The organism is Pseudazoarcus pumilus, assembly GCF_002872475.1.
GTDB lineage: Bacteria > Pseudomonadota > Gammaproteobacteria > Burkholderiales > Rhodocyclaceae > Pseudazoarcus > Pseudazoarcus pumilus.
This window is the reverse complement of the sequence record NZ_CP025682.1, coordinates 563,212-576,087: the sequence shown is the minus strand read 5'-3', so window position 1 is coordinate 576,087 and position 12,876 is coordinate 563,212. Positions and strand designations below refer to the sequence as shown.

The 12,876-nt window shown below is 69.5% G+C and carries 8 protein-coding genes; 7 read left to right on the top strand and 1 reads right to left on the bottom strand.

From position 1 onward, the window contains the following. Nucleotides 1–42: 42 nt before the first annotated feature. The gene (locus tag C0099_RS02705) at nt 43–2,181 is read left to right on the top strand and encodes a methyl-accepting chemotaxis protein (RefSeq protein WP_102246025.1); all 2,139 of its coding nucleotides are present in this window, start codon (nt 43–45) and stop codon (nt 2,179–2,181) included. 13 nt (nt 2,182–2,194) lie between these two features. Continuing rightward, on the top strand, nt 2,195–7,447 hold the full coding sequence (locus tag C0099_RS02700) for a hybrid sensor histidine kinase/response regulator (RefSeq protein WP_102246024.1): 5,253 nt from the start codon (nt 2,195–2,197) through the stop codon (nt 7,445–7,447). On the opposite strand, the gene C0099_RS02695 is transcribed toward C0099_RS02700, so the two are convergent. After that, nucleotides 7,431–8,876, bottom strand: a complete 1,446-nt coding sequence (locus C0099_RS02695) for a cryptochrome/photolyase family protein (protein WP_102246023.1) — start codon at nt 8,874–8,876, stop codon at nt 7,431–7,433. The two genes, C0099_RS02700 and C0099_RS02695, sit on opposite strands and share 17 nt — an antisense overlap. Before the next feature lie 92 nt (nt 8,877–8,968). Here C0099_RS02695 and C0099_RS02690 point away from each other — a divergent pair, with 92 nt between their 5' ends. The 5 genes from C0099_RS02690 to C0099_RS02670 are packed head-to-tail and all read left to right on the top strand — an operon-like array spanning nt 8,969 to nt 12,711. Beyond that, nucleotides 8,969–9,535 (top strand): YqgE/AlgH family protein, encoded by a 567-nt coding sequence (locus C0099_RS02690; protein ID WP_102246022.1) that lies wholly within the window; start codon nt 8,969–8,971, stop codon nt 9,533–9,535. Then, nucleotides 9,528–9,995 carry a Holliday junction resolvase RuvX gene (ruvX, locus tag C0099_RS02685; RefSeq protein WP_102246021.1) on the top strand — a complete coding sequence of 156 codons (468 nt, stop codon included), beginning with the start codon at nt 9,528–9,530 and terminating at the stop codon, nt 9,993–9,995. Before C0099_RS02690 ends, ruvX begins: the two co-directional genes overlap by 8 nt. Further along, nucleotides 9,982–10,482: a bifunctional pyr operon transcriptional regulator/uracil phosphoribosyltransferase PyrR gene (gene pyrR / locus C0099_RS02680; RefSeq protein WP_102246020.1), complete on the top strand. Its 501-nt coding sequence runs from the start codon at nt 9,982–9,984 to the stop codon at nt 10,480–10,482. Before ruvX ends, pyrR begins: the two co-directional genes overlap by 14 nt. Beyond that, nucleotides 10,475–11,431, top strand: a complete 957-nt coding sequence (locus C0099_RS02675; RefSeq protein ID WP_102246019.1) for an aspartate carbamoyltransferase catalytic subunit — start codon at nt 10,475–10,477, stop codon at nt 11,429–11,431. The genes pyrR and C0099_RS02675 overlap by 8 nt, the downstream gene beginning before the upstream one ends. Before the next feature lie 2 nt (nt 11,432–11,433). Continuing rightward, nucleotides 11,434–12,711, top strand: a complete 1,278-nt coding sequence (locus C0099_RS02670) for a dihydroorotase (protein ID WP_102246018.1) — start codon at nt 11,434–11,436, stop codon at nt 12,709–12,711. The last annotated feature ends 165 nt before the right edge of the window (nt 12,712–12,876 follow it).

Here is a 12,876-nt window from a genome sequence, read left to right as displayed (position 1 = left end):
GAACACGAGAACACCCGAACAATCTCGCAGCGGAGCATCACTATGGCAATCAATCTGTCCGCCCTGTCTCCCGGGGGCGCCAAGAACAAAGACGAGTCCGCGCCATCCGACGCCACCATCCTCGAGGCCGACAAGGCAGCACCTCCCGCGACACCCGCAGCGGGGGCGAAGAAGGCCGATGAACGTCCCGTGTCGGAGCGGATGAAGGGTCACTTCATCGTCTTCGGCCTGCTCGTCATCGCCACCGTCGTCTTGCTCGTGATGCAGAACCGCCAGGCCACGAACGCGACCCTGTACGTCGCCTCGGCCGGTGAATTGCAGATGCTCTCGCAGCAGATCGCCAAGGCGGCCCAGCGCGGCATCCAGGGCGATCGCGACGCCTTCACCGAACTGCGTACCGCCAGCCAGCGCTTCTCCGGCCTGCTCGGCACCCTGACCGCAGGCGGCACGCTGCAGGATCGCAGCGTGCCGGCCAGCCCCGAATCGGTGCAACCGGCGCTGGCCACGCTCGCCGAGCGCTGGCGCTCGATCGAGCAGGACGTGGGCTGGCTGCTCGACGAGGAAACCAGCATCGCCACGCTGGACCGTTCGGTGGCGATGATCAACGCCTTCGACCCGCTGCTCTACGACCTGACGGTGCGCATCGCGCGCGCCAAGGTCGCAGGCAACGCCTCCGACCGCGAAATCCTGCTCGCCAACGAGGCCGTGCTGACCACACAGCGCATCGCCAAGAACGCCAACTCGCTGCTCGCCGCCGAGACCATCGACCCGGAAGCGGCGTTCCAGATGAGCGTCGACCCGGCAAACTTCAACGACACCCTGTCCGAATTGCTGCGCCTGTCCTTCGCCGACCCGCAAGCCCAGCAGCAGCTGCGCGACATCGAGTGGTATGCGGAGGAAACGCTGGCTGCGGTCGGTCGCATCAACGACAACATCCAGAACCTGGTTCAGGCCAAGCAGACCGGCGCGCGCATGTTCGAGGCCTCGCCCGCGCTGCTCGAAGATACGCGCAGCGTATCGGCCGCCTACGACAACGCCTACCGCGGCTTCGATCCGCTGATCGCGGGCATCGTCGCCTGCGGCGTGCTCGCCCTGGCGGTCATCGCGCTCATCGTCAAGGCCTACAACGCCGACCTCACGCGCCGCCGCGCCGAAGCCGAACACCAGCGTCTGGCGGCCGAAGAGGAACGCAACCTCGCGCAGCAGGCCATCCTGCGCCTGATGAACGAGATGGGCGACCTGGCCGACGGCGACCTCACCGTGCGCGCGACGGTGTCCGAGGACATCACCGGCGCCATCGCCGACTCGGTCAACTACACGGTCGAGGAGCTGTCCGTGCTGGTGCGTCGCATCAACGACGCGGCCACCCGCGTGACCGCGGCCACCGAATCGGCGCAGAAGATCTCGGGCGAGCTGCTCGACGCCACCGAGCGTCAGTCGCAGGAGATCGAGGAAGTCGGCTCCACCGTCGAGCGCATGGCCGAGCAGATGACCGAGTCCTCCGAGCGCGTGCTGCAGTCGGCGCAGGTCGCGCGCCAGTCGCGCGATGCCGCCCAGAAAGGCACGACCGCGGTGGAGGACACCATCCGCGGCATGAACGACATCCGCGAGCAGATCCAGGAAACCTCCAAACGCATCAAGCGTCTGGGCGAATCCTCGCAGGAGATCGGCGAGATCGTGGAACTGATCTCCGACATTACCGAGCAGACCAACGTGCTGGCGCTCAACGCCGCCATCCAGGCCGCCTCGGCCGGCGAGGCGGGCCGCGGCTTCACCGTGGTCGCCGAAGAGGTGCAGCGTCTGGCCGAACGTTCGGCCGAAGCGACCAAGCAGATCGCATCCATCGTCAAGTCGATCCAGACCGACACCAAGGACGCCGTCTCGGCGATGGAAACCGCCACCCGTGACGTGGTCGAGGGCGCGCAGCTGACCGACGCCGCCGGTCAGGTGCTGGTCGAGATCGAGCGTGTCTCGACCGAGACCGCCGAGCTCATCGAGCAGATCTCGAGCGACATCCAGAATCACGCCGCCACCGCCGGCCGCGTCGCCGGCACCATGAAGGACATTCTCGCGATTACCGACCAGACCACGCGCGGCACCCAGCAGACCGCCGTGTCGGTGGGCCAGCTGGCCGACCTGGCGGTGGAACTGAAGGGTTCGGTGTCCGGCTTCAAGGTCTGAACGGGGCAGCCACATGACGCACGCGCACGAACTGGACATCGGCCCGCTCAGCTGGGTCCGCGGCGAAATCGACGAGGCGCTCGAACGCGCCTCCGAGGCCATCGGCAAGGCCGCCGCCGACACCGAGCCGCAGACGCAGCTCCAGTTCGCACAGGCGCATCTGCATCAGGTGCGCGGCGCACTGTCGGTCGTCGGCCTGGACGGCGCCAGCCAGTTCGCCGACACGCTCGAGCAGTTCGTCGGCGAACTGGCGCGCGGCGAAGCCACCACCGATGAAGGCGGCGCGGCACTCGCACAGCGTGCCTGCTCGACGCTCGCGAATTATCTGGGCGAAGTCGTCGGCGGCGCCGGTGACCAGCCCCTGCGGCTGTTCGCCGTCTACCGCGAACTGGCCCGTGGTTGCGGGCGCGGCGAAGTCTCGGCCGCCGACATGTTCTTCCCCGACCTGGAGCGCCGCCTGCCGCGCCGTCGCCTGACCGGCGCGCCGCCACCGGGCTCGGACGCGCTCACCGGCCGCCTGCGCGCGACGCGCGCAGCCCTCGAGCGCGGACTGCTGACCTGGCTGCGCGACCCGGCCGACCCGGAAGGGGCGAGCACCATGCGCGACGCCGCGATCGCACTCGAGGCGATGCAGACCGGCCCGGTCGCGAACACGCTGTGGCGCGTCGCCCAGGCCTTCTTCGAGGCGCTCGCCCACGGCGACCTGCCGGCCTCGGAAATGCGCATCAAGCAGATCTGCACGGGTCTGGTCAAGGAAGTGCGCGCGCAGACAGGCGGCGCCCGCCGCATGCCCGAACGGCTGATGCGCGACCTGCTCTTCGAGATCGGCCAGGCGCCGGTACGCACCGACGCCCAGCGCGCGGTGCGCGAGCGCTGGGAACTCGACGTCTGGTGGGCCGACCCCGGTTCCGCCGTGGCCGACATCCCGCTCGGCCCGCTGCTGCGCGAACTGCGCAACGAAATCGCCACCGCCAAGATCGACTGGGACGCGTTCAGCACGGGGCAGAACGCATCCCTGCCCGAATTCGACACCCACATCGCCCACATCGCGTCCGAATCGGCCAAGCTGGGACGCCCCGCGCTGCATCGCCTGCTCGACGGCACGGCGCGCCTCGCGCACTGGCTGGCCGGCAATCCGGCGGCCTGCGACGAAGCCATGGCCATCGACGTCGCCACCGCCCTGCTGCTGGCGGAGTTGAACGTCGAAGGCGGCATCGCCGACGGCGAACTGCTCGAGCAGACCGAGGCCACGCTCGAGCGCTTCGAGGCGCACATGCGCGGCGACGCGCCGCGCGCCGAGGCACCCACGCTGGAGGTCGCGCGACGCGCCCACGAATGGGACGCACGCGTGCAGGTCGCGCGCGAGATCGCTTCCAGCCTGGGACACATCGAGCAGACGCTCGACGACTTCTTCCGTGACCACGCCAAGCGCGCCCCGCTGGGCCAGCTCGACGCGCCGCTGCACCAGATCGAGGGCGCGCTGCGCATCATCGGCGGCGACGCCGCCGTGCCGCTGGTGCGCGAGGCCGCCAACACCATCGGCTGGCTGGCCGACGGCGGCGCGCCGGACCAGCCGGTGCTCTCACGCCTGGCCGACCGCATTTCCATCCTCGGCTTCTACGTCGGCGCGCTGCAGCACGGCGAGGCCGACCTCAACGATTTCCTGCCCGAAGACGAGCGCCGTCCCGACCCGGACGAGATCCTGGCCCCGGAGATCGAGTTCGCGACGAGCGCAGGCGCGGCGCCGCAGGAGGTCGAGGCCGAACCCGCGCCGGAACGCGCCGCGGCGCCGGAGATGACGCCGGCACCGGCCACCGAAGCGGAGATCGATGCCGAACTGCTCGCCATCTTCATCGAGGAAGCGCACGAAGTCCTCGGCGTAATCGACGCCGGCCTGCAGGAACTGCAGCCCTTCGGCGACCAGGAATCTCTGGTCGACATCCGCCGCAGCTTCCACACGCTCAAGGGCAGCGGCCGCATGGTCGGCCTGAGCGAGTTCGGCGAAGCCGCCTGGGCGGTCGAGCAGACCCTCAACCGCTGGCTGCAACTGGAATGGCCGGTGACGCCGGATCTGGCCGCGCTCCTGGCCGACGCGCACGCGCGCTTCGATGCCTGGGTGGCGCAGATCGAGGGCGGCGGCAGCCACGAGTTCGACGTCCGCGCCGTGGTGGCCGAGGCCGAACGCCTGCGCGCGCTCGAAGCGGCCGAAACCGGAGCCGGCGAGACGCCCGAGTCCGCGCCCTCCGACGCATTCAGCGCGGAACCCGCGACAGCCCCCGCCGGGGATGCGGATGCGGCACCGGCACCACCGCACTTCGACTTCGGCGATCTGCCTTCGCTCGATCTGGACGAGCCGGTCGAAGTCGCCGACGAACACCCGGCCGGGTTCGATTCCACCGAGCCTGATTTCGCCGAACTCGAATCCGCCGCGCTGCAGGGCGAAGAGGCGACGACGGGCACCACCGCCGACGAGGCCGCAGAACCCTCGCATGTGCGCATCGGCGAAACCGAACTGTCACGCCAGCTCTTCGACCTGTATGTCAACGAAGGGCGCAGCCACATCGAGGCGCTCAAGGCGGGCCTGCGCCCGCTGCGCAACAACCCCTCGACGCCGTCGGAGAAGCTGCTGCGCACGGCGCACACCCTCGCCGGCATCTCGGGCACGGCCCATGTCGGCCCGATGCAGAACCTCGCGCGCGCCACCGAGTTCGCGCTGGGTCGGCTGCGCGAAGCGCGCCAGGCGCCCAGCGCCGAGCAGTTCGACCTGTTCGACGCCACGGTCGAGCGGCTCGACACCATGCTCGCCGAGGTGGCGCGCGCGCAACTGCCCCTGCCGGTGCCGGAACTCGAGCAACAGCTCGGCGCCGTCGGCCGCCCGGCGCAGGCCGAACTGCAGACGCCGGAGGACGAGCACGCGCCCCCCGTCGCCGCACAGGCCGAGGCCGAGCGCGAGACGCTCGACGAGGACGAAGAGGCCATCCAGGTACGCGACGACCTGGATGAGCAACTGCTGCCGATCTTCCTCGAGGAAGCCGACGAGCTGATGAAGGGGCTCGACGAACGCCTGCGCCACTGGAGCGATGACCCGCACAGCGGCGAACATCCGCGACTTGCCGCGCGCCAGCTCCACACCCTCAAGGGCAGCGCACGCATGGCCGGTGCCATGCGTCTGGGCGAGCTTGTGCACCGCATCGAGTCACGCCTCGAGAACGGCATGGCCCGCCACAGCCCGGCCGAAGGGCTGATCGACACCCTCACCGGCGGTCTCGACCAGGCCGCACAGATGCTCGCCGACCTCGCCGGCGGCAAGAGCGCACCCGCACTCGCAGCGGCCGAGCAGGCGCACGACGTCGAGAGCACGGCAATCGCCATCGAGACCGGCGAGAGCACCGCCGAGACCGTACCCGGCGGCGGCACGCTGCGCGTGCGTGCCGACCATCTGGGCAACTTCATCAACATGGCCGGCGAGATCGGCATCGCGCGCACCCGCATCGAGGGCGAGCTGCGCACGCTGCGCCGCTCCCTGCTCGACCTGACCGAGAACGTCATCCGCCTGCGCGGCCAGCTGCGCGAAGTGGAGTTGCAGGCCGAGACGCAGATGCAGTCGCGCATCGCGCAGGCCGACTCGCAGCACGCTTCGTTCGATCCGCTCGAGATGGACCGCTACACGCGGCTGCAGGAACTCACGCGGATGATGGCCGAGAGCGTCGGCGACGTCACCACCGTGCAGCAGAACCTGCTGCGCAACCTCGACGGGGCGGAACTCGCCCTGCACGGCCAGGCGCGCTTCGCGCGCGACCTGCAGCAGTCGCTGATGCAGGTGCGCATGGTGCCCTTCGACAGCCTCGCCGACCGCCTGCACCGCGTCGTGCGCCAGAGCGCCAAGGATCAGGGCAAGCGGGTCAACCTCGACATTCGCGGCGGCCGCATCGAGATCGACCGCAGCGTGCTCGAGCACATGACGGTGGCCATCGAGCACATGCTGCGCAACGCCGTCGCGCACGGCATCGAGGCGCAGGACGAGCGGCGCGCGGCAGGCAAGGACGAGATCGGCCAGGTGACCCTGACGATCAGCCAGACCGGCAACGAGATCGCCATCGACCTGGCCGACGACGGCCGCGGCCTCGACTACGAGGCGATCCGCGCGCGCGCGGCCGAGCGCGACCTGCTCGACGACCCGCAGGGCGCAGACGAGCGCACGCTGACCAACCTCATCTTCACGCCCGGCTTCAGCACCGCTGACGAAATCTCGACGATCGCCGGCCGCGGCGTCGGCATGGACGTGGTGCGCGCCGAGGCCGCCGCGCTGGGCGGGCGCATCGACGTGCATGCGACGCCCGGCGACGGCACGCGTTTTCGCATCTACCTGCCGTTGACGCTGGCGGTCACGCAGGCGCTGCTGGTACGCGCCGCGCACGCCAGCTACGCCATCCCGTCGACCATGATCGCCCAGGTGCTCGAACTGCGTTCGGACGCGCTCGAGCGCATGCGTGCGGACGGTTTCGCCGAATGGCAGGAACAGCGTTATCCCTACCGCTACCTGCCCGAACTGCTCGGCAAGCGGCGCGCGCGCCCCGAGATCCACCGCTTCAACTGGGTGCTGCTGCTGCGCGCCGGCGGCGAGCGCCTGGCGCTGCACATCGACGCCATGCGCGGCAACCAGGAGATCGTCGTCAAGTCGGCCGGCCCGCAGCTGCTGCGCATCGTCGGCATCTCCGGCGCCACCGTGCTGGGCGACGGCGAGATCGTGCTGATCCTCAACCCGCTCGCACTGGCCAGCCGTTCCGAGGCGCCGGACGAGGTCATGGACGCCGTACTCGGCGACGACCTGCTCGACATCGGTCCGGCCGTCGAACCGCTGCGCCAACCCAGCGTGATGGTGGTCGACGATTCGCTCACGGTGCGCAAGATCACCGGACGCCTGCTCGAACGCGAGGGCTACCGCGTGCTCACCGCCAAGGACGGCACGGACGCACTCGACCAGCTCGAGGATTTCGTGCCCGATGTCATCCTGTCGGACATCGAAATGCCGCGCATGGACGGCTTCGACCTGGTGCGCAACCTGCGCGCCGACGAGCGCACGCGCGAAGTGCCGGTGATCATGATCACCTCGCGCCTGGCCGACAAGCACCGCGAGTACGCCGAGAAGCTCGGCGCCAACGACTATCTCGGCAAGCCCTACGACGAGGACGAGCTGTTGCGCCTGCTGCGCCAGTACACCGACCTCACACCCGAACGCTCACAGGGCCTCAGCCGCGTTTCGTGACCGCGAAGCGCGCCAGCGTGCGCTCGCGCGCGGCGGCGTGATCGACCACCGGCGCCGGGTAGTCCTCGCCGATGCGCACACCGGCCGCGCGCTGCGCGGCCTCGTCCATCTTCCACGGCGCATGGATCCAGCGCGACGGCGCGCGCGCCAGCTCGGGCACATAGCGGCGGATGAAGTCGCCCTGCGGATCGAAGCGCTGCGACTGCGTCACCGGGTTGAAGATGCGGAACCACGGCTGGGCGTCGCAGCCGGTCGAAGCCGCCCACTGCCAGCCACCATTGTTGGCCGCCAGATCGTAGTCGTTGAGCAAGGCGGCGAAGTGGCGCTCGCCCGGGCGCCAGTCGATGCCCAGATCCTTGCACAGGAAGGAGGCGGTGATCATGCGCAGCCGGTTGTGCATGTAGCCCGTCTGCGCGAGCTGACGCATGCCCGCATCGACCAGCGGATAGCCGGTGCGGCCCGCCTTCCATGCTGCGAGCAGTTCAGGCGCCTCGTCCCAGCACACGCGGTCGAACTCGGGGCGGAAGTTCTCCGTCACCACGCGCGGGTGGTGCCACAGGATCATCTGGTAGAAGTCGCGCCACACCAGTTCATTGAGCCAGGTGCGCGGCCCGTCGCCGTGCATGCGCCAGGCCGCCTCGGCCAGCGCGCGCACCGACACCGTGCCGAAGCGCAGATGCGCCGACAGATAGGACACGCCTTTCCTGCCCGGAAAGTCGCGCGCGACATGGTAGTCGCCGATGCGCGCGAGAAAGTCATCGACAAGGCTCGCGCCCCCCGACATGCCGGTGGGCAGACGCAGCGCGGCCAGGTTGTCCGGCGAGAAGCCGATCGCATCGAGCGGCGGCACGCCGCAGCGCGCATCGCGCACGGCCAGCCGCCCGGCGTGCGCGGCAATCGCGAACGGCGCGACATCGCCCGGCTCGAGGCGGCGCATCCAGGCGTTGCGATACGGCGTGAATACCGAGAACGGACGGCCATCCTGAGTCAGCACCTCGTCGCGGTCGAACACGACCTGATCCTTGAAATCCTCGAAGTCGATGTCCGCGTCCGCCAGCACCCGGCGCACCGCGTCATCACGCTCGCGCGCAGCCGGCTCGTAGTCGCGGTTGGCGAGTACCGCGTCGACGCCCAGCTCCTGCGCCAGCGCCGGAATCTCGTCGCGCGCAACGCCGTGGCGCACGATCAGCCCGCCGCCGTTGCCACCGGCCGCGCGCGCGAGCGCATCGAGCGCCTCGTCGAGTTCGCGCAGCGCCGCGTGGATGAAACCGAGCCTGCGGTCCGCGCGCGAGGGCAGCGCATCGAGGATGGCGCGATCGAAGACGAAGACGCAGTAGACGCGCTCGAAGCGCGTCAGTGCGTGATGCAGCGCAGCGTGGTCGAAGCTGCGCAGATCGCGCCGAAACCAGACGAGGGCGGAAGCAGGCATGACGATGGATTCGTGCGGGCGGAGCGGTTGGACGGAGCATCGTGTCACAGGTTCCTGCTCCGGCGCATGCCAACCGGCGTAAAATGCACCCCATGAGCGCCATCATCGCAAACCTGACGAATCACTTTCTGATCGCCATGCCTGCCATGGCCGATCCGAACTTCTCGCGCACGCTGACCTACATCGCGGAGCACAACGAGCAGGGCGCGCTCGGCATCATCGTCAACCGCCCGCTCGACATGACGCTGACGACGCTGTTCGAGCGTGTCGACGTGCCGCTGCACGCGGGCGAACTGGCCGGTCAACCGGTGTATTTCGGCGGCCCGGTACAGACCGACCGCGGCTTCGTCCTGCACCGCCCGCTCGGCGACTGGCATTCCACGCTGGAAGTCACCGACGAGGTCGGCCTGACCAGCTCGCGCGACATCCTGCAGGCCATGGGCGAGGACGGCGAACCGTCCGAGGTGCTGGTCTCGCTCGGCTATGCCGGCTGGTCGGCCGGCCAGCTCGAGCAGGAACTGGCGTCCAACGCCTGGCTGACCGTACCGGCCGACCTGTCCATCCTGTTCGAGTTGCCGCCGGAAGAACGCTTCGCCGCGGCCCTGCAGCGTCTGGGCATCGACTTCACCCACCTGTCCGAGGTCGCCGGACATGCCTGAAGCGCGCCCGCAAGCGGCTTCCCTGCCCGAACGCGGCACGGTGGTGGGTTTCGATTTCGGGCTGGCACGCATCGGCGTGGCCGTCGGCGAGATCGAGACCTGCCACGCCACGGCGCTGACCACCATCGCCGAGGAATCCGGCGAGCGCCGCTTCGCGGCCATCGGCACCCTGCTGGACGAATGGCGGCCGGTGGCGCTGGCCGTCGGCATCCCGTGCCATCTGGACGGTACCGAACACGCGATGAGCGCGCGCTGCCGGCGCTTCGCCAACCAGCTGCGCGGGCGCTTCGGCCTGCCGGTGGTCGAGGTCGACGAGCGCCTCACGTCGGTGGCGGCCGAATCCGCGCTCGCCGAGGCGGGCGAGCGCGACTGGCGCACACGCAAGCGCCGGCTCGACGCGACGGCCGCGCAGATCCTCCTGCAGGATCTTCTCAACGAGACGAATCATGCAACTTCCTGACGCAGAAACCCTGCTCGACGCACTGGTCGCGCAGATGCGGCCCCATGTGCGCCCGGACACCGCGCTGGTCGGCATCCGCACCGGCGGCGTGTGGATGGCCGAGCGCATCCACGCGGCGCTCGCGCTGAGCGGACCGGTCGGCGCCATCGACGTATCCTTCTACCGCGACGACTTCGGCGCACGTGGTCTGCCCGCCAAGCCGCAGCGAACCGACATCGCCTTCGACGTCGAGGGTTCGCACGTGATCATCGTCGACGACGTGCTCTACACCGGCCGCACGGTGCGCGCCGCACTCAACGAACTGTTCGACTTCGGCCGGCCGGGCTGCGTCGAGCTGGCCGTGCTGGTCGACCGCGGCGGGCGCGAACTGCCCATCGCCGCGCGTTACTGCGCCCATACCCTGGCCGAGCCGCTGCCGGCCTCACAGATCCTGGAGCTCGGCCGCGACGAGGCCGGCGTGCTGTCCCTGAGGCTGATCGATGCGTAATCCCCAGCTCGACAAGAACGGCGGCCTGCGCCACCTGCTCACCCTCGACGGGCTGCCGCGCGAGACCCTGACCGCCATTCTCGACACCGCCGCCCCCTTCACCGAGGTGGCCGAGCGCGAAATCAAGAAGCTGCCGGTGCTGCGCGGCAAGAGCGTGTTCAACCTGTTCTTCGAGAACTCCACGCGCACGCGCACCACCTTCGAGATCGCCGCCAAGCGCCTGTCCGCCGACGTCGTCAATCTGAACGTATCGACCAGTTCCACCGCCAAGGGCGAGAGCCTGCTCGACACCGTCGACAACCTGTGTGCGATGCAGGCCGACATGTTCGTCGTGCGTCATGCCGCCAGCGGCGCCCCGTTCCTGATCGCGCAGCATCTCATCGCCAACGGCCGCAACGACATCCACGTGGTCAACGCCGGCGACGGGCGGCACGCCCACCCGACGCAGGGCCTGCTCGACATGTACACCATTCGCCACTTCAAGGGCGACTTCAGCCAGCTCGTGGTGGCGCTGGTGGGCGACGTGCTGCATTCGCGCGTGGCGCGCTCGCAGATCGCCGCGCTGGCCACGCTGGGCGTGCCCGAGATCCGCGTGATCGGCCCCAAGACCTTGCTGCCGACCGGGCTCGAGCGGCCCGGACTGCGCGTGTTCCACGACATGGCCGAGGGGCTGCGCGACGTTGATGTCGTGATGATGCTGCGCCTGCAGAACGAGCGCATGAACGGCGCGCTGCTGCCCACGCCGCAGGAGTTCTACAAGAACTGGGGGCTGACCGCGGAGAAGCTGTCGGCGGCAAAATCCGACGCCATCGTGATGCACCCGGGGCCGATGAATCGCGGCGTGGAGATCGACTCGGCCATCGCCGACGGCGCCCAGGCCGTCATCCTCAACCAGGTCACCTTCGGCATCGCGGTACGCATGGCCGTGATGTCCATGCTGGCAGCGTGAACATGAACCTCAAGATCAGCAACGGCCGCCTCGTCGACCCCGCCCACGAGCGGGACGAAGTGTGCGACGTCTACGTCTCCGACGGGCGCATCGTCGCGCTCGGCACCGCGCCCGAAGGCTTTGCCGCCGAGCGCGTCATCGACGCCTCGGGCCTGGTGGTCTGCCCCGGCCTCGTCGATCTGGCCGCGCGCCTGCGCGAACCCGGCTTCGAGTACCGCGCCACGCTCGAGTCCGAGATGGCCGCCGCGATGGCCGGCGGCGTGACCAGCCTCGCCATCCCGCCCGACACCGACCCCGCGCTCGACGAACCCGGCCTGGTCGAGATGCTGTGCTATCGCGCCAAACAGCTCAACTGCGCCCACGTCTATCCCGTCGGCGCACTCACCGTCGGCCTCGCCGGCGAACGCCTGGCCGAGATGTCGCAACTGTTCGACGCCGGCTGTTTCGCGTTCAGCCAGGCCAATGTGCCCATCGTCGACGACACGGTGCTGATGCGCGCAATGCAGTACGCGGCGACCTTCGGCTTCCCCGTCTGGCTGCAACCGCTCGCACCCTTCCTGGCGCGCACCGGCAACGCCCACGACGGCGAGGTCGCCGCGCGCCTGGGCCTGGCCGGCATTCCGGTTGCGGCCGAAACCATCGCGCTCTTCGCCCACCTGCGTCTGGCACGGGCAACCGGCGCCAGGCTGCACGTCACGCGCCTGTCCAGCGCCGAGGGGCTGGCGCTGATCGAGCAGGCGCGCGCCGAAGGCATGGAAGTCACCTGCGACGTCTCGATCAACCACCTGCACCTGTGCGACCAGGACATCGGTTATTTCGACCCCAACTGCCATCTCGTGCCACCACTGCGCGAAGCGAGTGACCGCGACGCGCTGCGCGCGGCGCTCGCCGACGGGCGCATCGACGCGCTGTGCTCGGATCACACGCCGGTCGACGACGACGGCAAGCTCACGCCGTTCAGCGAATCCGAACCCGGCGCCACTGGCCTGGAACTGCTGCTGTCGATGACGCTGCAATGGGCCGAGCAGGACGGTGTGCCGCTGCCCGCGGCGCTGGCGCGCGTCACTTCGGATGCGGCGCGCCTGGTCGGCATCCGTCGCGGCGGCCATCTTGCACCGGGTGCGCGCGCCGACGTGTGCGTGTTCGACCCGCAGGCGCGCCACACGGTCACGCGCGAGCGTCTCAGGAGCCAGGGCAAGAACACCCCCTTCCTCGGTCACGAAGTGCCCGGTCTGGTGCGCTACACGCTGGTCGAGGGCCGCGTGATGTACGAAGGGTAGGTCGCGACGAGCGCAGCGAGTGCGACACCGCCGTCGGACATGCCGAAACGGGTCGTTGTACGGACCGGGTTGTCGCACTCGCCTTCGGCTCGACGCGTATATGGACTCCTCCCGTTTGCAAGCCTTTTGTCGTCTTTGGCTGTTGGGTACGACTGCGCACGTATA

What these genes read in the sequence shown, in the direction of transcription:
- C0099_RS02705 (WP_102246025.1), top strand. Translation starts at nt 43, where the DNA reads ATGGCAATCAATCTGTCCGCCCTGTCTCCCGGGGGCGCCAAGAACAAA.
- C0099_RS02700 (WP_102246024.1), top strand. Translation starts at nt 2,195, where the DNA reads ATGACGCACGCGCACGAACTGGACATCGGCCCGCTCAGCTGGGTCCGC.
- C0099_RS02695 (WP_102246023.1), bottom strand. Translation starts at nt 8,876, where the DNA reads ATGCCTGCTTCCGCCCTCGTCTGGTTTCGGCGCGATCTGCGCAGCTTC.
- C0099_RS02690 (WP_102246022.1), top strand. Translation starts at nt 8,969, where the DNA reads ATGAGCGCCATCATCGCAAACCTGACGAATCACTTTCTGATCGCCATG.
- ruvX (WP_102246021.1), top strand. Translation starts at nt 9,528, where the DNA reads ATGCCTGAAGCGCGCCCGCAAGCGGCTTCCCTGCCCGAACGCGGCACG.
- pyrR (WP_102246020.1), top strand. Translation starts at nt 9,982, where the DNA reads ATGCAACTTCCTGACGCAGAAACCCTGCTCGACGCACTGGTCGCGCAG.
- C0099_RS02675 (WP_102246019.1), top strand. Translation starts at nt 10,475, where the DNA reads ATGCGTAATCCCCAGCTCGACAAGAACGGCGGCCTGCGCCACCTGCTC.
- C0099_RS02670 (WP_102246018.1), top strand. Translation starts at nt 11,434, where the DNA reads ATGAACCTCAAGATCAGCAACGGCCGCCTCGTCGACCCCGCCCACGAG.